The organism is Xenorhabdus budapestensis (assembly GCF_002632465.1).
Lineage (GTDB): Bacteria > Pseudomonadota > Gammaproteobacteria > Enterobacterales > Enterobacteriaceae > Xenorhabdus > Xenorhabdus budapestensis.
Genome location: NZ_NIBS01000014.1, coordinates 26,774 through 51,588, shown reverse-complemented (window position 1 = coordinate 51,588; position 24,815 = coordinate 26,774). Strand labels below are relative to the sequence as shown.

Annotated in this window: 24 protein-coding genes; 6 read left to right on the top strand and 18 right to left on the bottom strand. The window is 42.8% G+C overall.

The genetic code is table 11. The features are described 5' to 3' along the window. Positions 1–185 precede the first annotated feature (185 nt). Positions 186–1,100, top strand: coding sequence for a TIGR01777 family oxidoreductase (locus Xbud_RS12925; RefSeq protein WP_099136446.1), 915 nt, complete (start codon positions 186–188; stop codon positions 1,098–1,100). Here Xbud_RS12925 and Xbud_RS12920 read toward each other — a convergent pair. The 10 genes from Xbud_RS12920 to pdxB form a co-directional block, all read right to left on the bottom strand. After that, on the bottom strand, positions 1,097–1,681 hold the full coding sequence (locus Xbud_RS12920) for a UbiX family flavin prenyltransferase (RefSeq protein ID WP_099136445.1): 585 nt from the start codon (positions 1,679–1,681) through the stop codon (positions 1,097–1,099). The two genes, Xbud_RS12925 and Xbud_RS12920, sit on opposite strands and share 4 nt — an antisense overlap. A gap of 47 nt (positions 1,682–1,728) precedes the next feature. Next, entirely contained in the window at positions 1,729–3,246 is a 1,518-nt protein-coding gene (gene purF, locus Xbud_RS12915) for an amidophosphoribosyltransferase (protein ID WP_099136444.1), read from the bottom strand. Positions 3,247–3,278: 32 nt separating this feature from the next. Continuing rightward, complete coding sequence (cvpA, locus tag Xbud_RS12910) at positions 3,279–3,767, bottom strand: colicin V production protein (protein WP_038264857.1); 489 nt, start codon at positions 3,765–3,767, stop codon at positions 3,279–3,281. Between the two features lie 193 nt (positions 3,768–3,960). Then, complete coding sequence (gene dedD, locus Xbud_RS12905; protein ID WP_099136443.1) at positions 3,961–4,668, bottom strand: cell division protein DedD; 708 nt, start codon at positions 4,666–4,668, stop codon at positions 3,961–3,963. Positions 4,669–4,674: 6 nt separating this feature from the next. Continuing rightward, the gene (folC, locus tag Xbud_RS12900; protein ID WP_099136442.1) at positions 4,675–5,955 is read right to left on the bottom strand and encodes a bifunctional tetrahydrofolate synthase/dihydrofolate synthase; all 1,281 of its coding nucleotides are present in this window, start codon (positions 5,953–5,955) and stop codon (positions 4,675–4,677) included. Further along, positions 5,948–6,892 (bottom strand): acetyl-CoA carboxylase, carboxyltransferase subunit beta, encoded by a 945-nt coding sequence (gene accD, locus Xbud_RS12895; protein ID WP_099136441.1) that lies wholly within the window; start codon positions 6,890–6,892, stop codon positions 5,948–5,950. Before accD ends, folC begins: the two co-directional genes overlap by 8 nt. A gap of 152 nt (positions 6,893–7,044) precedes the next feature. After that, positions 7,045–7,734 carry a DedA family protein gene (locus tag Xbud_RS12890; protein WP_416778045.1) on the bottom strand — a complete coding sequence of 230 codons (690 nt, stop codon included), beginning with the start codon at positions 7,732–7,734 and terminating at the stop codon, positions 7,045–7,047. A 46-nt stretch (positions 7,735–7,780) separates the two neighbouring features. Beyond that, positions 7,781–8,620 (bottom strand): tRNA pseudouridine(38-40) synthase TruA, encoded by an 840-nt coding sequence (gene truA, locus Xbud_RS12885; protein ID WP_099136440.1) that lies wholly within the window; start codon positions 8,618–8,620, stop codon positions 7,781–7,783. Next, positions 8,620–9,630 (bottom strand): aspartate-semialdehyde dehydrogenase, encoded by a 1,011-nt coding sequence (locus tag Xbud_RS12880; RefSeq protein ID WP_099136462.1) that lies wholly within the window; start codon positions 9,628–9,630, stop codon positions 8,620–8,622. Before Xbud_RS12880 ends, truA begins: the two co-directional genes overlap by 1 nt. A gap of 88 nt (positions 9,631–9,718) precedes the next feature. Beyond that, on the bottom strand, positions 9,719–10,846 hold the full coding sequence (pdxB, locus tag Xbud_RS12875; RefSeq protein ID WP_099136439.1) for a 4-phosphoerythronate dehydrogenase PdxB: 1,128 nt from the start codon (positions 10,844–10,846) through the stop codon (positions 9,719–9,721). A 262-nt stretch (positions 10,847–11,108) separates the two neighbouring features. Here pdxB and Xbud_RS12870 point away from each other — a divergent pair, with 262 nt between their 5' ends. Then, positions 11,109–11,993, top strand: a complete 885-nt coding sequence (locus tag Xbud_RS12870) for a DMT family transporter (protein ID WP_099136438.1) — start codon at positions 11,109–11,111, stop codon at positions 11,991–11,993. A gap of 225 nt (positions 11,994–12,218) precedes the next feature. Here Xbud_RS12870 and Xbud_RS12865 read toward each other — a convergent pair whose 3' ends face one another. Further along, the gene (locus tag Xbud_RS12865) at positions 12,219–13,187 is read right to left on the bottom strand and encodes a hypothetical protein (RefSeq protein WP_099136437.1); all 969 of its coding nucleotides are present in this window, start codon (positions 13,185–13,187) and stop codon (positions 12,219–12,221) included. Positions 13,188–13,576: 389 nt separating this feature from the next. Between Xbud_RS12865 and Xbud_RS12860 the strand changes: the two genes are divergently transcribed. The 3 genes from Xbud_RS12860 to Xbud_RS12850 are packed head-to-tail and all read left to right on the top strand — an operon-like array spanning position 13,577 to position 16,530. Then, positions 13,577–14,551: a Bug family tripartite tricarboxylate transporter substrate binding protein gene (locus Xbud_RS12860; protein WP_099136436.1), complete on the top strand. Its 975-nt coding sequence runs from the start codon at positions 13,577–13,579 to the stop codon at positions 14,549–14,551. 13 nt (positions 14,552–14,564) lie between these two features. After that, positions 14,565–14,996 (top strand): tripartite tricarboxylate transporter TctB family protein, encoded by a 432-nt coding sequence (locus Xbud_RS12855; protein ID WP_099136435.1) that lies wholly within the window; start codon positions 14,565–14,567, stop codon positions 14,994–14,996. Between the two features lie 10 nt (positions 14,997–15,006). Beyond that, entirely contained in the window at positions 15,007–16,530 is a 1,524-nt protein-coding gene (locus Xbud_RS12850; protein WP_099136434.1) for a tripartite tricarboxylate transporter permease, read from the top strand. 51 nt (positions 16,531–16,581) lie between these two features. Here the strand turns inward: Xbud_RS12850 and fabB are convergent, their stop codons facing one another. Next, complete coding sequence (gene fabB / locus Xbud_RS12845) at positions 16,582–17,796, bottom strand: beta-ketoacyl-ACP synthase I (RefSeq protein ID WP_099136433.1); 1,215 nt, start codon at positions 17,794–17,796, stop codon at positions 16,582–16,584. 212 nt (positions 17,797–18,008) lie between these two features. Between fabB and mnmC the strand changes: the two genes are divergently transcribed. Further along, positions 18,009–20,054 carry a bifunctional tRNA (5-methylaminomethyl-2-thiouridine)(34)-methyltransferase MnmC2/FAD-dependent 5-carboxymethylaminomethyl-2-thiouridine(34) oxidoreductase MnmC1 gene (mnmC, locus tag Xbud_RS12840; RefSeq protein ID WP_099136461.1) on the top strand — a complete coding sequence of 682 codons (2,046 nt, stop codon included), beginning with the start codon at positions 18,009–18,011 and terminating at the stop codon, positions 20,052–20,054. Positions 20,055–20,209: 155 nt separating this feature from the next. On the opposite strand, the gene Xbud_RS12835 is transcribed toward mnmC, so the two are convergent. From Xbud_RS12835 to aroC, 6 genes are all read right to left on the bottom strand, one after another. Continuing rightward, positions 20,210–20,728 (bottom strand): GNAT family N-acetyltransferase, encoded by a 519-nt coding sequence (locus Xbud_RS12835; RefSeq protein ID WP_099136432.1) that lies wholly within the window; start codon positions 20,726–20,728, stop codon positions 20,210–20,212. A gap of 112 nt (positions 20,729–20,840) precedes the next feature. Further along, positions 20,841–21,317, bottom strand: a complete 477-nt coding sequence (locus tag Xbud_RS12830) for a hypothetical protein (RefSeq protein WP_145956635.1) — start codon at positions 21,315–21,317, stop codon at positions 20,841–20,843. Positions 21,318–21,851: 534 nt separating this feature from the next. After that, positions 21,852–22,139 (bottom strand): YfcL family protein, encoded by a 288-nt coding sequence (locus tag Xbud_RS12825; protein ID WP_099136430.1) that lies wholly within the window; start codon positions 22,137–22,139, stop codon positions 21,852–21,854. 23 nt (positions 22,140–22,162) lie between these two features. After that, complete coding sequence (locus tag Xbud_RS12820; RefSeq protein WP_099136429.1) at positions 22,163–22,714, bottom strand: elongation factor P hydroxylase; 552 nt, start codon at positions 22,712–22,714, stop codon at positions 22,163–22,165. Positions 22,715–22,750: 36 nt separating this feature from the next. Further along, complete coding sequence (locus tag Xbud_RS12815; protein WP_099136428.1) at positions 22,751–23,551, bottom strand: sulfite exporter TauE/SafE family protein; 801 nt, start codon at positions 23,549–23,551, stop codon at positions 22,751–22,753. Between the two features lie 104 nt (positions 23,552–23,655). Then, entirely contained in the window at positions 23,656–24,741 is a 1,086-nt protein-coding gene (aroC, locus tag Xbud_RS12810; protein WP_099136427.1) for a chorismate synthase, read from the bottom strand. Between the last annotated feature and the right edge of the window lie 74 nt (positions 24,742–24,815).

The window sequence follows — 24,815 nt, the reverse complement described above, 5'->3', positions numbered from 1 at the left end:
GTTTAGCAACGAAACTTTTCACTAAAACTTGATATTGATAACAGATAACAGCATATTTCGCTGCTGTATAAGCCATCCCTTGCTATAGTCAATCAATGATTATACCGATGGATTTCAAGTTGCAGCCAACAGAGCTGTAACTTGAAAGACGAGAGTATATCCACTTTTGGTTACAGGGGGTGGTTATGCATATTTTAGTTACGGGAGGAACCGGGCTGATAGGTCGCAAGCTAATCTATCAATTGCTTTCACTCTCCCACTCCATTACCATTTTGAGCCGTTCTCCACAAAAGGTTTACTCTTTATTCAGCGATAAGGTGGAATGCTGGACGACATTGAATGAACAGAGCAATCTGGACGATTTTGATGCAGTTATCAACCTTGCTGGTGAACCTATCGCTGATAAGCGCTGGACACCAGAACAAAAAAATAAACTTTGCCAAAGCCGTTGGCAATTAACTGAAAAACTAAGCGCTTTAATTAAGGCTGGTGAGTCCCCCCCTGCTGTTTTTATTTCCGGTTCAGCCGTTGGGTATTATGGTGATCAGGGGCAAGCAGTTATCTCAGAAAATGATCCTCCCCATGATGAATTCTCTCACCAGCTCTGTGAACGCTGGGAAAAGCTGGCATTACAAGCTAAAAGTGAAAAGACCCGTATATGCCTGTTACGGACAGGTATCGTTTTAGCCAGTAATGGGGGAGCACTGAAAAAAATGCTGCCTCTATTCCGTTTGGGACTTGGAGGAGCAATAGGAAGTGGCAAACAATATATACCGTGGATCCATATTGATGATATGGTCAACGGCATCTATTACTTGCTGGTTTCTCCAGAACTGGATGGCCCTTTCAATATAACTGCGCCCTATCCTGTTCATAATGATCAGTTCAGTGCGATATTGGCAAGAATCCTGCGTCGCCCCGCTTTTATCCGTATACCTGCTTTTGTATTAAGAATCGCAATGGGAGAAGCAGCAGCACTGATTTTAGGGGGGCAACAAGCTGTACCCAAACGGTTAGAAGAAGCTGGATTCAGCTTCCGCTATTTTGAATTAGAAGAAGCCTTAAAGAGTTTATTAAAGGAAAATGCTAACCAGCATTAAACATCAGTGAGTTTCGTCCCCTGCCAACGATTGAATAAATCCTCTGGCAGTTCAATATCAAACTGATCAAGTACCCGGTTAACTGTCTGGTCAATGATATCCTGAATACGCTCAGGGCGGTGATAAAACGCAGGAACTGGCGGCATTATCACTGCCCCTATTTCAGCAGCCTGAGTCATTAACCTTAAGTGCCCCAAATGCAATGGTGTTTCTCTGACTCCCAACACTAATTTGCGCCCTTCTTTCAAGACAACATCTGCGGCACGGGTGATTAAGCCATCCGTGTAACTATGCACAATACCCGACAATGTTTTAATAGAACAAGGTAAGATCACCATTCCTGCGGTCTTAAATGATCCTGAAGAGATAGAGGCAGCGATATCACGGTTATCGTGCACAACATCGGCAAGAGCCTGAACTTCCCGCAAGGTATAGTCAGTCTCCAATGCCAATGTCTGTCGGGCTGATTGGCTGATCACTAAATGTGTTTCAATATCTTCTACAGGCTGTAAGACTTGCAGTAATCGGATACCATAAATCGCACCACTTGCTCCTGTCAGCCCGACGATCAGTTTTTTCATGTGTCCTCTGAGATACTAGAAATAACTCAATGATAATAGGAATATAATTATCCTTCATTATATATTTCTAAACTCTCAATTTCGCTCTGCCCGCGTAATTTCATGGCATCATCCTTACGCAGATTTTCCAGATAATCGAGATAAATCTGGTCAATGTCTTTTGTGACATAGATACCATCAAAAACTGAACCTTCAAATCTTTCAATATCCGGATTTTCTTCACGCACCGCAGCGATCAGATCAGTGAGATCTTGGTATATCAACGCATCAGCACCAATGAGCTGGCGAATTTCTTTGATTTCCCTGCCGTGAGCAATTAATTCATTAGCATTTGGCATGTCAATCCCATACACATTCGGGAAACGAACTTCAGGCGCAGCCGAAGCAAAATAGACTTTCTTAGCGCCAGCTTCACGCGCCAATTCCACAATTTGTTCTGAAGTCGTGCCACGTACAATAGAATCATCCACCAGCAATACATTTTTACCCCGGAATTCCGCACGATTGGCATTCAGTTTACGCCGAACTGATTTCCGACGCTCCTGCTGACCGGGCATAATAAAAGTGCGTCCGACATAACGGTTTTTAACAAATCCCTGACGGTAAGGTTTATCCAGAATATGGGCAATCTCCAGTGCCACGTCACAAGACGTTTCAGGAACAGGGATCACAACATCTATCTGTAAGTCTTCCCATTCACGGGCAATTTTTTCACCCAGTTTCCTACCCATGCGCAACCGTGCGTTATAGACAGAAATTTTGTCAATAAAGGAGTCAGGACGGGCAAGATAAACAAATTCGAACAGGCAAGGTGTTAATGAAGGATGATCTGCACACTGGCGAGTAAATAATTGCCCCTGCTCAGTGATATAAATTGCTTCGCCAGAAGCGACATCCCGCAGGAACTCAAACCCTAAGGTATCGAGTGCCACACTTTCTGATGCCACCATATATTCACTGCGCCCATCTGCCAGTGTACGTTTCCCCAATACCAAAGGCCGGATACCGTTCGGATCGCGGAAAGCCACCAGACCATGCCCAATAATCATAGCAACACAGGCATAAGCACCACGAATTTTTCGGTGCATTGCCGCTACTGCTGCGAAAATATTATCTGGCTCTAATGGGAAATGCGGGAATTTGGTTAATTCATTAGCAAAAACATTCAACAGGATTTCAGAATCAGAAGTGGTATTAACATGGCGGCGGGCATTTTCAAACAGGATTTTTTTCAATTCATGGGAGTTTGTCAGATTGCCATTGTGTGCCAATGTGATACCAAAAGGAGAATTCACATAGAAGGGCTGTGCTTCTGAAGCACTGGAACTACCCGCTGTTGGGTAACGGACATGCCCTATTCCGATTGTCCCCTGTAAACGTAACATGTGTCGTGTTTCAAACACATCTTTAACCAAACCATTGGCCTTACGTAAACGGAACTGATTGTTACCATCAATAGTCGCAATACCTGCTGCATCTTGTCCACGGTGCTGAAGCACCGTTAATGCATCATAAATCGACTGGTTAACCGATGTAAAACCAACGATACCAACAATACCGCACATGTAGTCTTTCCTCATCAGTCAGGCGGAGAGGATTATTTCTCCGGTAGGAAACTCGACGCATTTTGCAGGTAGTCAAAAAACCACCTGATAATTTGACTGAACTGCGGGATCAGTTGTGACTGTTGCCAGTCTGCACTTTTGGGAAGTGGTGTAAAAGAATCCGCAATAAATAGAATGGCAGAAACAATTAATACGCCACGCAATGCCCCAAAACAGATCCCCAGAACCCGATCTGTACCTGATAAGCCTGTTCGCTGAACAAGTGAACCAATGACATAGTTTACTACTGCGCCAACGATCAGTGTTGCAATGAATAAGATAGCAATCGCTACTCCATTACGCACCAACTCATCTTCAAGGCGAGTAAAATAAACCGCCAGATAAGTATAAAAGTGGCTTGCAACAAAGAAAGCACATCCCCAAGTAATCAGAGAAAGCGCTTCACGAACAAAACCGCGAATCAAGCTAACCAGTGCAGAGAAACCAATAATGGCAATAATTGTATAATCAATCCAGACCATATTTTAATCCAAAATAGGCTCCCGACACTCAGGCCGGGCGCATTCTAACAGAAAACGAAAACGTTTGCGTAGCAGATTTATCACTGTACCAAAAATAATTAAAGAACCTATCAACCTAACCTTTATCGACTCTATAATAAGGCTTTTGATCTTTCACGGGAGATTCCAGCTCCGCATGAAAGATCAATTTTTGTTATGGCTTGTAATTTTTGATTTGCCCCTGCAAACCCGTTGACTCTTTCAATTCAGGCAAAACAAATGCCAAAGCCTGCCTTGAGGCATTAGGCCCGACATAAATCCGGGTCAATTGCCCCTGTACCGGAGAAGAAGGGATAGTATAAACCTGATGTCCCGATAGACGCAGCCTGGTCACTATCTCATTTACCTTATCTGCATTTTTTAACGCACCAAGCTGGACAACATATGCTACTGCTTGTGGCGCCTGCTCTACAGGTTGAGGTTTCGCTTCTGGCCGACTTGCTGGACGGCTTTCAGACTTAATCTGTGGCCTGGCTTCTGGTTTAGTTTCCACTTTCTGCATAGAGGAAGATTCAGGTCTTGCCTGCTTGGGATCTTTAGTGATTGTAACAGGAGGAGGAACCCGCGGCGCAGATTCAGACGATGACGAATCAGACAGCATGTCTGTTCCTGACTGCTGTTCCTGAGTTTGTGTCTGCATCGCCTCAGCCGCGCCTTCTGGTGGTGTAGATGGCATACTTTGAGTCAGTGGCGGAATAGAATCAATATTCTCTTCATCACCAGGCTTAGGCACTAATGGAATAGAAGCGAATTTTTCTTCATTGTATTTCTTATCGCCGTCAAACAGCATCGGCAACACGATGACACTCAGTGCCACAAGAACGATGGTTCCGACTAAACGATTTTGAAACTTACTTGCCACGTCCCTTCACTCCTCCAATGATTCCATAACATGGGCGACAGTATGGAAAGAGCCACAAACCACAATGATATCTTGTTCTGATGTGTCTTCCATGGCCTGATGCCATGCCTGTTCCACTTCCGTGAATGTCCGGGATTCAGGGAGATGTTCAGCCAGCACCTCTGCTTCTGCACCTCGGAGTTCATGTAATGATGCACAATACCATTCGTCAATTTGCCGGGAAAGACAGGCAAGCGTCCCCGCAATGTCTTTGTCTTGCAGCATACCGACAACACCCCGTATTTTGCTGTCTGGTGAACGGGGCAATTCAGCCAGTTTTTGTACCAGATAACCAGCCGCATGAGGATTGTGTGCCACATCCAGAATAACCAGTGGGTTTTCTCTGATGATTTGGAAACGTCCCGCCAACTGAGCACATTTTAAACCTTCATGCAGTGCGCGTTCATCAATAGCCTGACTGATTTTATCATTCTGCTGCAACAAGCAGTGGATCACTCCCATTGCCGTTGCTGCATTAGCCAATGGCAGATTAGGAATAGGCAACGAGTTAAACTGCCGGGTCGCTGTTCGCCAGTGCCAGCCGCCTTCGTCTTGTAAAAAATCCCAATCGGCACCACGACAGAACAAATTCGCGCCCAGTTCATTGGCCACTTCCGCAATGGAGTGAGGCATATCAGGTTCACCGACGACAGCAAAGTGATCACGGCGGAAAATACCAGCTTTCTCTCGCCCGATATGTTCGCGATCTGCTCCGAGCCAGTCCGTATGATCCAGCGCAATACTGGTGATTGCCGCAACATCAGCATCCACAATATTAGTCGCATCCAAACGGCCGCCTAAGCCTACTTCGAGGATCACAACATCCAGATCAGCTTCTTTGAAAAGCTGCAATGCTGCTAATGTACCGTATTCAAAATAGGTTAAGGAAATATCACCACGCTGAGATTCAATATCCGCAAAGACACGGCAAAAATCCTGCTCTGTCGGTTCATTACCCTGAATACGTACCCGTTCGGTATAGCGCACCAAATGCGGTGAGCTATACACCCCCACTTTCAGACCAGCAGCCAGAAAAATGGATTCAAGAGTATGACAGGTTGTGCCTTTACCATTAGTGCCGGATACCGTAATGACTTTAGGGGCCGGATGTAATAGATCCAGCTGCCTGGCGAGTGTACCCACACGTTCAAGCCCCATATCGATAGCTTTCGAGTGCAGATTTTCAAGATAGGAAAGCCACGTCATCAGCGACGACATGGCTTGAGGAGTTTGTAAGGTATCAGACATCTTCTTTATTAGGATTGATGTTTGTGTCAACTTCAACGTCAGCAGGTTCGGCAACAATTTCTGTCACCTCTGTCTTCGTACCGGGTTGTGGCTGATGCGTCAGCATGGCAAGCAGGCTGGCGATTTTTTCCCTTATTTCCGGGCGACGCACAATCATATCAATTGTTCCTTTTTCCAGCAGGAATTCACTACGCTGGAAACCTGCCGGCAATTTTTCACGGACAGTTTGTTCAATAACCCGTGGGCCTGCAAAACCAATCAGTGCTTTAGGCTCTGCAATATTGATATCACCCAGCATCCCCATACTGGCGGTCACACCACCCATTGTTGGGTTAGTCAGAACACAGATATAAGGCAAACCCCGATCCTGCATTTTCGCCAACGCAGCACTGGTTTTTGCCATCTGCATCAGCGACATCAGCGCTTCCTGCATACGTGCCCCACCACTGGAAGCAAAGCAGACGAATGGGCAGTTATCTTCCAGAGCCTGTTCAACAGCGCGAACAAAACGTGCTCCTACAACCGAGCCCATTGAGCCAGCCATGAAGTTAAACTCAAATGCACCAGCCACTACTGGCATATCGTGTAATGTACCTTTCATCACGATCAGGGCATCTTTTTCCTGAGTTTGCTTCTGAGCCGCAGCCAAACGATCTTTATATTTTTTAATGTCGCGGAATTTCAGGATATCTTTAGGCTCCAGTTCACTGCCTAACTCTGTCGTGCTTTCTTCATCCAGAAATGCCTGCAAACGCTGACGGGCAGAAATTCGCATATGATGGTCACATTTCGGACACACTTCAAGATTACGCTCTAACTCAGCGCGGTAAAGTACCTGACTGCAACTGTCGCATTTTGTCCAAACTCCTTCAGGAATACTTACCTTACGAGTTTGCATTATTTTGCTTTTATTTAGAATCTTTTCAATCCAGCTCATTAATGAACCTTTCCGTCTGATTCTGGCACATACTTTTAACAATGTATGCTTGGTATACTTGGGTATGTGCCAGCTTTATGTTTTACGTGCCATTAAACCACAATGCTATAACAGTGTGGACAAAAAACTACTCAAACCTGTTTGATGATTATCTAATTATTATCTACCGCTTTTTTAGATGCGGCACGGCGATGACGCCAAATTTCAATAACCCCAGGCAGAATAGAAATAAAGATAATTGCAACAATCAATAGTTTCAGATTATTCTGAACAATCGGCATATCACCGAATAAATAACCAGCATAAGTGAACAATAATACCCATACAAACGCGCCAATGACATTATAAGCAGCAAAATGGCGATAAGACATTTTTCCCATCCCGGCAACAAATGGCGCAAATGTTCGGATTATTGGCACAAATCGCGCCAGAATTATCGCTTTTCCACCATGTTTTTCATAAAACTGATGAGTTTTATCCAGATAGCTACGGCGAAAAATCTTAGAATCCGGGTTATTAAACAATTTCTCACCGAAAATACGTCCAATGGTATAGTTTATGGCATCACCAATAATGGCCGCAATGATGATCAACGCCACCATAATATTCACGTTAAGATTGTTAGAATCTAATGCCGATAGTGCTCCCGCTACAAATAGCAGAGAATCTCCCGGCAAGAATGGTGTCACCACCAGCCCCGTCTCGCAAAATACGATTAAAAATAAGATGCCGTATACCCAATAACCATAATCAGCAACCAATTCGGCCAAGTGAGCATCAATATGTAAAATAAAATCGACAATGAACTTCGCGAAATCAATAAAATGAGTAAACAACTCCATAATATTCCTCGTTATGCCTAAACATCCCTGTCATCATTCGAAAGTATCAGATTAATTTATCGGCCAAAAATAAGGGCCCCATAACAGGCTCAGGCAAGCCAAAATGGACAGGATAATCCACTGCGACTAAATATAACCCTTCAGCTTTAGCTGTTGCGGCTGCTTTTGTCCGATCTTTCAGTGCCAGTAATTCAGCCATCCATTGGATGCCCTGATTACCACAACCAATTTCCAACAAACTACCAACAATATTGCGCACCATATGATGAACAAAAGCATTGGCCTGGATATCCACAACAACATAATACCCATGACGACTGACATTAATATGCATCAGATTACGCCACGGCGAATTAGACTGACACTGTACTGCCCTGAAAGAAGTGAAGTCATTCTCTCCCAGCAGACATTGTGCCGCTTCATGCATTCTTTTCTCATCCAGCAGGTAGTGAAAATGCGTGACACCTTTCGCCAGTACCGCAGGGCGGTAACGATGGTTGAAAATAACATACCGATACCGACGCGCTGTTGCACTGAAACGAGCATGAAATTCATCATCTACCGTTTTTACCCAACGTACTGCAATATCCGGCGGTAAATGAGTATTAACGCCCATTGTCCATGCTGCATCTTTACGTTGTGCTGACGTTTCAAAATGCACTACCTGCCCGGTTGCGTGAACACCTGCATCCGTTCTGCCCGCACAGAAAACAGAAATAGGCTCATCTGCCACTTTTGACAGTGCTTTTTCCAAATATTCCTGTACACTTCTGACTTCTTGCTGGCGCTGCCAACCATAATAGCGGCTGCCGTCGTATTCAATCCCCAGTGCAATTTTCACTTTTTTTGCTTCTGGCACAGACTGATTCAGTTCTGTATCAGACATCAGTAAAATTGCTCCTGTATCAGTTTTTCTGCGGTTTCAACCGCCATCAGAGCGCCGCCAAAGCGGATATTATCGGCAACAGACCAAAACTGTAACATCTCCGGCATTCCGTAATCATTACGCAAACAACCGATACTCAACCCATCAGCACCTGATGCATCTGTAACCTGAGTCGGATAATCGCCCTCTTCCGAGAGCTGAATTTCTTCAAGACGTTCAAATTCTCCACGCGCTTCTTCTACACCAACCGGACGCAATGTTTCCAGACTAACCATCTGGGCAATACCGTAAAACACGGAAGATTGAACACAACTCACTGAAATAGGCAAACCTTCATCCTGCAATATCCTACGCACTTGATCGACGATACGATGCTCTTCGCGTACCGTACCTTCAGCATCAGGCAATAGCGGTAGCAAGTTAAACGCCAGTTGTTTACTAAAACGTCCTTCATCGGGCAGAATACCATTCAATAAACGGGCACTTTGCCCTGCCAACTCTTCAATAGCAGCTTTACCATGTACGGAAACAGGCAATATATTGGTCAGCTGTAAACGTGCAATGCCCGCAGCATCAATTAACGGTTTGATAGCTGTTAGCACCTGACTTGTAGCACTATCAGCAACCGCAATAATGTTACGGTTACGATATTCAGCTAAAGCATACGGGTTCACTGTCGGAACAACCAATGGGATATCCGGCTCTGTTGCAAACAACCCACTGCTGTCAATAACCAGACAACCCGCTTCTGTTGCTTTTGTAATATATTGTGCTGTCACTTCCATACCCACAGCAAAAAATGCGAGCTGTACCTGTGACCAGTCAAATTCTGCGGCATCGTGAACAGTGATATTTTTGCCGCTAACACGCTGGATTTTCCCGACACTTTGCTCACTGGCTAGAAGATGCAGTTCACCAACCGGAAACTGGCGTTCCTGCAATAACGCCAATATCGCTTCACCCACTGCGCCCGTTGCACCCAAGAGCGCAATACTCCAACCTTCTGACATGTTGGTTTTCTCCACTTCTTTTTTATTCCACTGCTTTTTTATTTTGGTAACAGGCAAAAACCTCTGCCTGCGTTAAATCTCTTTTGCATTAAATCAATTTAGCGTTAAACCCAATTACGGATAGTAATTGAGCACTGCTTTCTGAATCACAATGCACTGTCAGGGAAGACCACTCCCGACGTTCCGGATAATTTTTCCGCAACTGGTCAAAAGCACCATCCTGTCCGGCTACCTGACGTAATGGTGTATCATCACGGCGCACATCATACACTAAATGCATCAAGCGCTTCAGGATGCTTTGTGTCACTTCGCCATGAACTGTGATATGGCTGAAATCAGACTCAGGCAACAGCTCAGACAATTCTGTCTTCTGGAATTTCCCCAGGAATTCACAATACGCCTCAAAAACCTGAGTTGTGCCACGAGCCTTACCTTCCAGAGTATATCCCGCAATATGCGGTGTACCGATATCAACCAAGTTAAGCAAAGGTAATGAAAGGTTAGGCTCTGGCTCCCAGACATCAAGTACGACACGTAATTTTTTTCCGTTTTGCAGTGCTGATAACAGTGCTTGGTTATCAACCACTTCGCCACGGCTGGCATTAATTAAGATTCGGTTATCCGGCAGAGCAGAAAACAATTCTGCATCTGCTAAATGGTAAGTTTGATAAGGGCCTGATGTGTTAAGCGGCGTATGGAACGTCAGAATATCTGATTCCCTGACCAGCTTTTCCAAAGGCCAGAATTTGCCTTCATCTCCCCGATCGGCACGAGGTGGATCACACAGCAAGGTTTTCACGCCCAAAGCAGCCAGTCGGTCAGCCAGACGTCCTCCGACATTACCAACACCAACAATGCCGACAATCTTATCTTTCAGTTGAAACTGATCCTGCTCAGCCAATACCATCAGTGCAGAAAAGACATATTCAACCACAGCAATTGCATTACATCCGGGAGCAGCGGAGAAACCAATACCTGCCTGCTTTAACCATTGCTGATCAACATGATCCATTCCGGCAGTAGCAGTACCGATAAATTTCACCGGACTACCTTTTAGCAAGGATTCATTAACTTTAGTAACAGAGCGAACCATAAAGGCATCTGCACGTTCCAGAATCCCCTTAGGCACAGGGCGGCCCGGAATTGCCTGAACTTCCCCTAATTGCTTAAAGAGCTGTTCAGCGTAAGGCATATTTTCATCGACTAAAATTTTCACTTTTCTCATCCAACGGCTTAAATGGGCGTGATCCGCTATTCTGCCATTTAATCGGCATAATACCTAATCCCCCTTTATCTTTCGAGTTGCCTCTTTGCCAGAAGTCACTCGAAATCTATTGGTACAAGATCTATTTCAAATAACAGAGGGGATTTGTAACTTGTCTTGATGGCTACATCAATTGGCAGATTATAAATATATACAATAAATCGGTCATTGTTACACTAAGTGCACGATATTCTGATATACGCGATTTAACTCAATGAAGAATTTATTGTTTCCCCTTATTGCTGTACTAATTTGGTCAATTAACGCTGTGGTCAGTAAAGCCGCCGCCACTTCAATTGAACCTGCTGCTATCGCTTTCTATCGCTGGTTCATCGCTTTTTTGGCTTTAACTCCTTTTATCTTATTACCCGCACTGAAACAGTGGAAAATGCTTACCCGATATTGGTGGAAGTTATTGATCCTCGGCTCCCTCGGTATGGTTCTTAATCAAAGTCTGGTTTACTACGCTGCCCATACTGTCAGTGCAACACTGATAGGGATCTTTACTTCGTTGATCCCATTGCTGACTGTCATACTCAGTATTTTTGTCCTGCGAGTTGCCCCGACAGTTGGAATTATGCTCGGCACAGTTTTTTCTCTGTTTGGCCTTATATGGTTAGTTGGCAAAGGAGAACCTGCTTCCCTGTTACAACACGGATTAGGGTCAGGATACATGATGATGTTTATTGCATCAGCAGCCTACGCTCTGTACGGCGTTCTGACCAAACGCTGGGCAATTCCATTACCCAACTGGCAATCACTCTATGTACAGATCGGCTTCGGGGTATTATTACTTTTGCCTAACTTCATGATGACAGAAGATGTCCGGTTAACCAGCAATAATATTTCTCTTGTGCTATTTGCAGGTATTCCGGCTTCAATTATTGCTCCTTATCTGTGGATACAAGGGGTTATTCGCCTTGGCGCTAATATGACCTCAATCTTTATGAACCTGGCTCCGGTTTTCACCGCAATTATTGCCATCTCGGTACTCCATGAGAAAATGTATAGCTATCATCTGATTGGTGGGGGTATTGTGCTGGCTGGCGTAATTCTTGCTCAACAATTACGTATCCCAATCACTCGTCAGAAAACTTAAGTAGCACTTTATCAACAATAGTTTTACCAATTATCGCCCAATGCTTCACTGGGCGATAATTGTAAATAGTTATCATGATAAAATAGCTTATGACTTTATCATTTATATAATAGGGTCATAAAAGTTAATCGGAAAACAATACCAAAGAAAACAGAGCTAAAGAAAAAAATCAACCAGATATTGAATATCCAAATTAATTTTATACAAGAATCACTTGTTAACTGACTATTTTATTTTTACTTGATTATTTACTCTAAAATATCCTCCGAATTGGGTATATTTTCCGCGTTCTGCATTACGGGGATCTTTTATAATTTCATTCTTATTATCCGTTTTTCTGACTGACATTCTCCCTGGTTTATGAGCCCACATATGGGAACGTTCGTGCTTATTATTTAAAACCAATCTATACCAATGGTAGTCCCAGTCATCCGCATAATCGTCAGTAGTAAAAAGTGCTACAACATGGTTCGGGTAGTCTCTTTCATTTCGATAATCATCCAACATAACTAATCCATCTGAAATTGCGCCATCTATAACAACTTTCATAGTACGTTCTTGTCGGAGTTTCTCGGTATTCCCTCCCGGTTGAGAATAGCTCCCACCTGCATAATTACAGGCGTAAGAATAACAGTTATGTAACTTCTGCTTTTCAGGTGTAGTCCAGAAATTTGTATTGAACAAGCCCGCTTGTACAGCAATCAACTTACCCGTTTTCGGACTCACAATATTTACTGTATAGAGTTCATCACTATTTGCATCGTGTAAAGTATATCTTTTTTCATTATGCAGATCTTCATCTGGATCGCCTCCCTCAGAACAATCGGAAGTATCTTGCTGAAGATTAATTATATCCTGAAATATTGCGGCCTTAAGGTTACTGTTTTGCTTAGAGGACTCCATTAAAGCGAAGCCAAGATATCTACTTTGATAAAGATCAAAGGCTCTTCCATCACATACATAAAAAGAATTAGTCAACCCATAACTATGTGCTATTGTCTGTTCAGTGCCATCAATTTCGACTAAAAAACCAGAGAATCCAAGTTTTCCACAAGTTTCTCCAAAGTTAATTCCCTTAATATTATCCCTGAATAGCCCTAGTAACCATCTTGAGTTCATTTCATAATCAAGATCATAGTAATACCAGTAATAATCTTCCAGTCCAGAAAAAGTCAGTAATGTTACTTTAATCATTCTAGGCCCCATATATAATTTTAGTATGGATGTTATTACCCTCAATGAATACAACGAATTACAAAAACATTTATAATCCATAAATTTATTTTTATTAATATCAAAATTATTTAGATAAATATCTAAAACAAACATATTCCTATTAATTTTTTAAAAATTATTTTATATTCTGAAAATACTACAAGTATGCAAAGTCACTTTCAGTAATCATATTACATAACTTCAAAAAACCTTGAGGCATTTAAAAAATCAACATCTTTCAAATTAAGTGATTAATGTCACATCCAGACACTTTTTTCTGTTAATAGAATATTTCGGTTCTATAAATAATAATGTACCGGGAATTTATAAAATTGTTTCCATCACTGGTGCTATGTAAGGAATAAAAAATGAAGATACTCAAAACATTATTAACTACTATCGGCTTATTTTTCTGTACCAATACCTTTGCTATTGATGCCCCTGACAGAACTGAATGTATTGCCCCTGCTAAACCCGGTGGTGGCTTCGATTTAACCTGCAAGTTAGTGCAAGTCTCATTGCTGGATACCAAAGCTATTGATTCGCCTATGCGGGTAACATTTATGCCCGGAGGTGTTGGAGCCGTTGCCTATAATGCTATTGTTGCCCAACGGCCTGCCGAACCCGGCACTATTGTCGCCTTTTCTGGTGGCTCTCTGTTAAATCTTGCTCAAGGAAAATTCGGACGCTATAACGTGAATGATGTGCGCTGGCTGACCAGTGTTGGTACTGATTATGGTATAATTGCTGTTCACAAAGACTCTCATTACAAGACCTTAAAAGATCTCATTGATACATTCCAGAAAGATCCTGCCAGCATCGTATTTGGTGCCGGAGCTTCCATTGGTGGTCAGGATTGGATGAAAACGGCCTTACTGACGAAACAAGCTGATGTTGATCCGCGCAAAATGCGCTACGTCGCCTTTGAAGGTGGTGGTGAAGCAATCACAGCGCTGCTGGGTAAGCATATTCAGGTTTTCTCTGGGGATATCAGTGAAACCTTACCTTATCTGACGAGTGATAAGCTGCGTGTTCTTGCTGTCTATGCCGATAAAAGGCTTGATGGTGCTTTGGCAAATATCCCAACAGCCAAAGAGCAAGGCTACAACATCGTATGGCCAGTTATTCGTGGTTTTTACATGGGTCCCAAAGTTTCTGATGAACAATATCAATGGTGGGTAGACACATTCAACAAACTACAACAAACAGATGAATTTAAAAAACAACGCGAACTACGTGGTCTTTTCGAATTCAATATGACAGGTAAAGAGTTGGATGACTATGTGCAAAAACAGGTTACTCAATACCATGAGATGGCAAAATCCTTTGGTTTAGCAAAATAACGGGAATAGCATCATGAGCGATCGTATCTTTGCTGCTATCTGGTTAGCTCTGTGTGGAATAGGATTAGTCATTGGCTGGGGTATTCATAGTGAATACAGCTATGAGCCTCTGGGGCCGCGACCATTCCCGATTGCCATTATCTCATTAATGGCGCTATGTGCTCTGTTACTGCTATTCAAGAAAACTGAGAAGACTCATTGGCCTACACCACAAGTGCTGCGCCGTTTATTGTTGCTAATTGTTTCACTGGTCTTTTATGCAGGAACATTTGAGTGGTTAGGCTTTCCTTTGGCGACGACATTATTGACCATCAGCATCGCATTGCTGTTTAATGCCTCACTCCTCGCCGCAATGATTTCTGGTGTGAGCTTAGGTATATCACTCTTTTTTGTATTTGATCGCCTGTTAGATGTCACGCTACCCATTGGTAGTCTGTTCAGGTAAGGAGAATAAAATGGATACTTGGATATACCTGACACAAGGTTTTGAAGTTGCATTAATCCCTAAGAATCTGATTATCGCATTAATAGGCTGCTTTATTGGTACTGTTGTTGGTTTACTCCCCGGTCTAGGCCCAATAAATGGTGTTGCCATTTTATTGCCGTTAGCTTTTGCCTTGAAATTACCCGCAGAATCCGCCTTAATTTTATTGGCAACGGTTTATATTGGTTGTGAATATGGAGGTCGGATATCTTCAATTCTGCTGAATGTTCCGGGAGATGCCGCCGCGATTATGACCGCTCTTGATGGATACCCTATGGCAAAACAGGGGCAAGCTGGTGTTGCATTGTCTATCTCAGCAATCAGCTCATTTTGTGGTTCACTCTTAGCCATTGTTGGTATCATTTTGTTTGCTCCTCTTCTGGCCAAATGGTCTTTGGCGTTCGGGCCTGCTGAATATTTTGCTCTGATGGTGTTTGCGATTGCCTGTCTTGGCAGCATGATGAGCCAGAACCCTGTCAAATCTCTACTGGCTGCTTTGATTGGGTTAGGATTAGCGACAGTAGGAGTCGATGCTAATACTGGGGTTTATCGCTTCACGTTTGATAGTGTCCACCTTTCTGATGGCATTCAGTTTATTGTCGTTGTAATCGGTCTGTTCTCTGTCAGCGAAATTCTGCTGATGCTTGAGAGCACCTCCACTGGACAAAAAGTAATAAGTAAAACCGGACGATTACTATTTAACAAAAAAGAGGCCCAAACCTGTACCGGACCAATATTACGCTCCTCAGTCATTGGTTTCTTTGTTGGTATCTTACCCGGTGCCGGAGCAACAATTGCCAGCGCAATCACATACATGACAGAAAAACGGCTTAGTGGAAACAGCGATTCATTTGGTAAAGGCGATATCCGTGGTGTGGCCGCACCTGAAGCAGCCAATAATGCATCAGCATGTGGTTCATTCATTCCTATGCTTACTCTGGGTGTCCCCGGTTCAGGTACTACAGCCGTAATGATAGGTGCACTGACGCTCTACAACATCACACCGGGGCCTGCTATGTTTACAGAGCAACCGGATATAGTCTGGGGATTGATTGCTGCCCTACTTATCGCCAATATTCTTTTACTTATCATGAACATTCCGATGATTGGGCTGTTTACCCGTATGTTGAGTATCCCCCTGTGGTTCCTAGTGCCAGCCATAGCCACCATTTCAGCAGTCGGAGTTTATGCCATACACAGTACAACATTCGATCTGATGTTGATGGTCGGTCTGGGGGTGTTCGGTTATATTCTTAGGAAAATGAACTTTCCAATGTCGCCGCTCATTTTAGGGTTTGTATTAGGTGAAATGCTGGAGCAGAACTTAAGACGGGCACTTTCAATCAGTAACGGTCATTTTGAAATTTTGTGGGGCAGTACCATTGCTCAATCTTTGTTGGTTTTAGCTGCGCTGGTTATTATCGTCCCACCTATCTTGCGGGTAGTTCATAAAAAACGTAAGAAAAATGAGAAGATTTATAGCCAATCCACGTAGTTGGTAAATTGGCTTTTATGTAGGTCGGTAAAACTTTTCAGTTTTGGAAAATCAGTTCAGATACTTGCGCATTACCAGAGAGGCATTTGTACCGCCGAACCCGAAGCTATTAGACATAACCGTCTTTAGCTCGCGTTCGGTAGGTTCAGTAATAATATCCATACCAAGGGCTTTTTCATCCAGCTCTTCAATATTAATACTTGGTGCAATAATTCCATGCTCTAACATTAATAAACTGTAAATCGCTTCCTGGGCACCGGCAGCCCCCAAAGAATGCCCGGTCATCGCCTTAGTTGCTGAAATAGCTGGTGTCTTGTCACCAAATACTTCTCTAATCGCTTCCAGCTCTTTCAAATCGCCAACAGGTGTTGATGTGCCATGAGTGTTAATATAATCCACCTCACCTTCAATACCATCCAGAGCCATTTTCATACAACGCACAGCCCCTTCACCTGAAGGTGCAACCATGTCCAAACCATCTGAATTCGCTCCGTAGCCAATAACCTCAGCATATATATGTGCACCACGAGCCAATGCGTGTTCTAATTCTTCAACAACGACAATACCGCCACCGCCAGCAATAACAAAGCCGTCACGGTTTTGATCATAAGTACGGGAAGCACAGTCTGGTGTTTCATTATATTTGGTAGAGAGTGCTCCCATTGCATCAAATTCACAGGCTATTTCCCAGCTCAGTTCTTCACCACCACCGGCAAAAATAACGTCCTGTTTACCAAGCTGGATTAATTCAACGGCATGACCAATGCAGTGTGCAGAAGTCGAACAAGCAGAACTGATAGAGTAACTTACGCCTTTAATTTTGAACGGTGTTGCCAGGCAGGCGGAAACGCCGGAGGCCATTGTCCGTGTCACCATATAAGGCCCAACTCCTCGTAAACCGCGGGCACGCATACCATCCGCACAGACAACCTGATTATGTGGAGAACCACCACCAGAGCCGACAACCAGCCCTGTACGTAAATTAGAAACCTGCTCATCGGAAAGACCAGAATCTTTGATTGCCTCATCCATCGCCAGATAAGCATAAACAGAAGCATCGCTCATAAAACGCTGTGTTTTACGGTCAATCAAACCCGTTGTATCCAGTTTGACATTCCCCCATACGTGACTGCGAAGCCCCATTTCTTTGAATTCTTCGGAAAAAGTTATCCCGGAACGGCCTTCTTTCAGAGATTTCAGCACCTCTTCCTGGTTATTACCAATACTAGATACAATGCCCAAACCAGTGATTACTGCTCGTTTCATTAATTACCTCACCAATATGTTTACCTACGGGATTTCCTTCTCGCACTTTAGCGTACACTTGTACGCTGAACAAGTCCGATCAGGATAAAAATCATGAACAATTGATCATAACCCAGACTTTAAGATTGCTCATAAGTGGTGTAACAGCATCAAGACCGTTAAAATCCTCTATTATTCTCAACAATACAGGCCTTATTTTGAACAACAGTATTGTGCAAAACAGTGCTATCAGTAGCGCAACCCTAAGCTGGAATGAACAAGGCACACCTATTTCTAAGCAATTTGATGATGTTTATTTCTCAAATCAAGATGGGTTAGAAGAAACCATATATGTATTTTTAAAAGGCAATCATTTTCCCCAACGTTTTAGCACACATTGCCGTTCTGATTGCGTCATTACCGAAACCGGATTCGGTACTGGGCTAAATTTCCTTGCACTCTGGCAGTCTTTTTCAGAGTTCAAACAGCAACACCCAGACGCTACGCTAAAAAGGCTGCACTATATTAGTTTTGAAAAATATCCATTAAAAATCGCTGACCTAAAAAGTGCACATCAACGCTGGCCAGAGCTTCAGAAGTTTTCTGAAGAATTATGTCAGCAGTGGCCTTTACCACTCGCAGGTTGTCATCGGTTAATTCTGGATAATGGCGCTATTACTCTGGATCTCTGGTTTGGAGACGTAAATGAACTATTGCCCAAAGTAAATTCCAACCTGACAGGTAAAGTTGATGCGTGGTTTTTAGATGGTTTTGCTCCCGCCAAAAACCCACAAATGTGGAGCGAACAGCTGTTCACTGCAATGGCAAAATTTTCTCGTCCAGAAGGAACATTTGCGACATTCACATCAGCAGGTTTAGTACGCCGTGGACTACAAACAGCAGGCTTCACTGTCACAAAAGTTAAGGGATTTGGGCATAAGAGAGAGATGCTGACAGGCATTTTACCTCCCTCAGTTCACAACTCCAAAACTGATATGCCTTGGTTTGCCCGCCCTGGCACAAATCATACTGATGATATCGCAATCATTGGCGGAGGTATTGCCAGTGCATTCACTGCTCTTGCTTTACTGCGACGTGGTGCAAAAGTCACGCTATATTGTCAGGATACACAGCCAGCACAAGGTGCATCAGGTAACCAACAAGGCGCGCTTTATCCTTTACTGACTGGTCGTCATGATCCATTAGAGCGTTTCTTTACCTCTGCATTCACCTTTGCCCGTCGTCAATACGATGAACTGATTAATGAAAATGTGTTATTTGAGCATCAATGGTGTGGTGTTAGCCAATTAGCTTACGATGAAAAAAGTAGCAAGAAAATCGACAATATGCTGCACACAGCATGGCCGGAAGATATTGCTACTGGGATGGATCGCCAACAGTTGAGTCAAATCAGCGGACTAGATGTCAACTATCATGGTATCCATTATCCACAGGGAGGATGGTTATACCCAGCTCAATTGACTCAAGAAGTTATCAAACTTGCACAACAGCGTGGTATGAGTACATATCTCAACCACGAAATAATACGACTGGTTCAATATGAAAATGGTTGGCAACTACACATTAAACATCAGGGACAAATACAACTTAAAAACCACAAAGTGGTTATCATTGCCAATGGGCATTGCCTGGCTCAATTTGAACAGACCGAAAAATTACCTGTTACCGCAGTCCGTGGTCAAGTCAGCCATATCCCAACAACTGACCTACTTAGCCAGCTAAAAAGTGTGCTGTGTTACGATGGTTATATGACTCCCGTTAACCCCAAAAATCAGTATCACTGTATTGGGGCGAGTTATCAGCGCGATCAATTAGATACTCAGTATTCTTCTGCCGAACAGCAGGAGAATCGTGACCGTCTCCTGAAGTGTTTCCCTGATGTTGATTGGGTAAAACAAGTTGACATTTCAGAGGATAAATCCCGTCAGGGGATACGATGTGTAATTCGGGATCATATGCCAATGGTCGGCAATGTACCTGTTCTCAGTGAAATTATGGCAAAGTATGCCGATTTACCTCAACAGATACAATCCAGGGAGAAAATAGACGAATCACCTCGTTACCCTGATTTATTTGTTATTGGTGCATTAGGTTCACGTGGTTTGTGCTCTGCTCCTTTAAGTGCTGAATTACTTGCAGGGCAAGTATTTAATGAAGCCTTACCATTTGATGATGAAACATTAGCAGCCTTGCATCCGAATCGTTTCTGGGTCAGAAAGCTGTTACGCGGTAAAAAAGTGAAAGCAGAAAAACCTTAATTTTTGACATCCTCACCGCCCTAAAGAGGATGTCGCAAAGACTGAAGTTTTACTACGCACGCATAAACCCCAATTTGCATCAGGCATAACAAAATTATGCCTGATGCTACTGAACCCACATTAATTAAAACGATTAAAATTTAATTGTAGCTTTCTCATGTAATCACTGAGCGTTTCATTGCACAACGCTGAACTGCCGAAAACCCATATTTAATTTCATCTTGTAAAATCTGTTCCAATACTTCACTCATCTGCTGAGGTTCTAAAATGGAAAATCCCAGTCGTTGATAAAAGGGAGCATTCCAACTGACATGACGGAAAGTCGTCAAGGTTACAGCCTGTAGTTTACGTTGTTTAGCAACCTGAATAACTGTTTCTATTAATGCTTTACCTATTCCCCTTCTCTGCCAATCTCCATGCACAGACAGTTCAAAGATATGCAGTCCATCACCCAAAGGTTTAGCCAGAATAAAGCCTATCGGATGCTCCTTATCTCTCAAAGCTACCCAGCTATTATCCTGAGCAATATATTCCAAATGTTGTTGTTCCATTTTTACATGACCATCAGCAATCCAGGCCAAATCAGGTATAAAACGAAACAACTGTGCAGCAGAATATTCAATTGCAGGTAATTGACTTATATCTGATGTTTGTGTACGACGAATAGTAAACATAACTTACCCTGACAACTTATTTATTTTATAGTCATATTAATAACATTGAAATAAATATTACACTAATAAATAAGAATTAAAAACATGTCAGTTCATTGACTCACAAAGCTATTCAAAGCATAAATTTCATTGCTGCGATAATAATACCAGAAAAACCAAACATCACTGTTACCATCCACTTAGTTTGAGCTGTTATTTTATCTGATACTTCCTTATATACAGATGACATTTCTTTATTTACAGATGTTATTTCATTATGAATCAGTGCCTTTACTGATTCAATATCAGCTTTTGTCGCATAGTTGGATTTTATAACTTCCACATCTATTTTTAATTGTGAGACATCTGTTTTTAACAGTGAGACATCTTCTTTTAACTGTGAAACATCTGTTTTTAACAATGAAACATCTATCTTTAACTGAGAAACATCTATTTCCAGGTTTTCAAATCTTTTTTCCAATTGTAGGTTCATATTTTGTCTTCCCCTCCGTCTTGACGCACTAAAACTTATCGATTCAGGTAACAAAAACATCTTATCATCAGTATAAAATCCATATCCACTTCGCACAGAGCAACTTCCCAATCCCATAGTGTTATCTCCTGAAATATCCTTTTCAATTCTGAACTTTCACAGATAATTCATCCTATTTATTATGAATTACGTGCTCTATTTTTTATTTAATCGCATTTCTAAAATTAAATTTCCTCTCCAATTACTCTGGTAGAGTACCCATATCTTCCCTTTATTGAGGCAATCCAGAAATTATTGGATATACAACTAAAAAAACACCTAATTATTTACTAAACTGTAACCTAAACTTTACCATCATTAATTTTTTTAATCATCACGCGTTCTACTAATAACATAATTATTTTAATCTCCTCAAAAAGAACGGCGTCACACAAAATATGATTTAAAAACCCTCTAAGTAATTCTGCTAACCACATTATCTTAATCTATATACACTATAAAATGATCAATAAAGATTTACACTTTTCAGTTTATTATAGTTATTGCGAGCTATTGCGAATTTTTATGTAACCGAACATTGAGGTTTACTTTACCTGAACAAAAAATAAGGGCTGAAAAACAGCCCCAAGAAATAATTTCAGCATCAATAAATCACGCTTTCACACTGTCCAGAAGTTTTGCCAATAGCTTTTGCCAGGTCGTCAAAACTAAAACTTGATCCGGTGGCGTCAATTCTCCCGCCTTAATCGCTTTATGGACACTTTCTTCTACACGCAGGTGAAGCTGTTCAATAGTATTAGTGCCTTCTTGTTCCAATTCGGCAACAGCCAGCGTCAGATGCCCGCGGAGGTATCCACCAGCAAATAATTCGTCATCACTGGCATGTTCAACCATATCATCTATATATGCCAGAATGCGTGTTTCAAACTCTGCGAGCATTGTTTTTCCTCAAAAAATCAATATTAGTCAGCAAAAGGATCTTCCGGGTAAGGGAAATGTACTGCTTTTAGTGGAGGCGTATTGTAAAACGATTGCAGTGCATGAAGAAAGCGTGCTGCACGGATGGGTATTCCGTTTTCAAGATATGTCATGGCTTGCGCATGAACTTTCCGCTGAAAAGCAAAACGATCCGGCTCAAAATCGCCATCCAAATTATCGCAACTAATGTTGAAAGGAAAACCAGCAGCTACACAAAATAACCATTCTAATGCTTGTGGTTTAACTTCGACTTTCTCAAATTCCGCTTGAGTCTGAGCATCACGACCGTCAGGGCAATACCAGTAACCAAAATCAACCAATTTGCGACGTTCTTTACCCGCAATACACCAATGCGAAATTTCGTGCAATCCACTGGCGTAAAAACCATGGGCAAACACAACCCGATTATAAACTACCTCTTCATCTGCGGGCAGATAAACCGGCTCATTATCACCTTTTATCAAACGGGTGTTATAATCATCGCTAAAGCAATTATCAAAAATTTCAATCAGTTGTTGATAGTGATGTCCAGCCATGTATTAATACAATATCCTAAAATTAATATCCTAAAATCAAAAATAAAATGCCAGCCAGGAACGGATGGTGTCGCCATGTTGATCATGGAGGAGTTTGATACTCATTAGAAAAGAGATAGTCACCAGCATTGGACGGATCAACTTTTGCCCTCTGCTCAATACCAAACCAGCGCCTAAACGAGCACCAATCATCTGACCAGCCAGCATGACAAAACCCAACAGCCATAGAACCTGCCCGCCAAGAATAAAGAAACCTAATGCACCGAGATTGGCTGCGCAGTTTAACACTTTTGCATGTGCTGTTGCCTTCGCCAGATTGTAACCACAGAGCGTTACGTAAGAGAGTGCCAGAAAAGAACCGGTTCCCGGCCCGAATACACCATCATAAAAACCTATCCCGCCTCCCGCAAAACAACCAAAGGCAATCGGCCCTAAACGATGCTGTCGATCTTCTGCACCAATATTAGGTACAAGCAGAAAGTAAAGGCCAATAATCATCACTAACATAGGCAGGGCGTAACGCAATAAATCTGGTGATACAAACTGAACCAGCAATGCCCCCGACATGCCACCTAACACTGTCATAACGATGGAAAATCGCTGAGGGCGTAGGTTCACTATACCACGACGGATAAAATACAGGCTGGCAGATAACGAGCCACCTACGGACTGAAGTTTTCCTGTCGCTAATGCCTGCACCGGAGAAACACCTGCTGATAGTAGAGCAGGAATAGTCAGTAATCCACCACCACCTGCTATAGAGTCGATAAAGCCCGCAACCAGAGCAACTAAAAAGAGAAAACCATAAACTTCCGGACCCAGTAATGGCCATTCCATTATTTATTTCACCAGAAAATTAATTACCCGTTTCATCAGGATATCTTTTGGCATCGTTAGATGCTTAATCTCGGAAAATATACCCAAGAAAAGCTGTTACCGATTTACCAGCGCGGAAGTGAAGATGTTACATCTGCACACTGCGCTCTCTGACGCAGCAGATGATCCATCAGTACAATCGCCATCATGGCCTCTGCAATAGGAACCGCCCGAATACCAACACAAGGGTCGTGTCGACCGCGAGTCACCATTTCTACCTCTTCGCCCTGACGATTAATGGTCTTACCCGATACCATAATGCTGGATGTCGGTTTCAGCGCGATGTGAGCAATAACTGGCTGGCTGCTACTGATCCCCCCCAGAATGCCGCCAGCATGGTTACTGGTAAAACCTTGTGAAGTGATTTCATCCCGATTTTCACTGCCACGTAAGTTAATAACATCAAAACCATCACCAATTTCAACCCCTTTCACGGCATTAATGCTCATCAAAGCATGGGCGATATCTGCATCCAAACGATCAAAAACCGGCTCTCCCAATCCTGCTGGTACATTCTCAGCAACTACCGTCACCTTAGCGCCAATGGAGTCCCCCTCTTTTTTCAGAGCACGCAATAGCTCATCAAGTTGGGTTAGTTTACTTTCATCAGGGCAGAAAAACGGGTTCTGCTCAACGAGATCCCAATCTTTCAATTCACAATGAATATTTCCCATCTGGGTCAGACAAGCACGAATACGGATGCCATGCTTTTCAAACAAGTATTTTTTTGCAATCGCACCAGCGGCAACACGCATCGCAGTTTCACGGGCAGATGAACGTCCACCACCACGATAATCACGCAATCCATATTTCTGCTCATAGGTATAATCTGCATGACCGGGGCGAAAAACGTCTTTAATCGCACTGTAATCTTGTGAACGCTGATCGGTGTTTTCAATTAATAAGCCAATACTGGTTCCTGTTGTCACACCTTCAAAAACGCCAGAAAGAATTCGTACCTGATCAGGTTCACGGCGCTGTGTAGTGTAGCGAGAGGTTCCCGGACGACGTCTATCCAAATCGATTTGCAAATCGTCTTCTGTAATAGCAATGCCCGGCGGAACACCATCAACAATACACCCCAATGCAACCCCGTGAGATTCACCAAATGTCGTGATACGGAAAAACTGCCCAATACTGTTTCCTGCCATTCCTATCCTGCCATTATCTCTTATGCGTTTATGTGTTAAAGATGTGTGTTAAAGATTTGATATTGACTAACAAT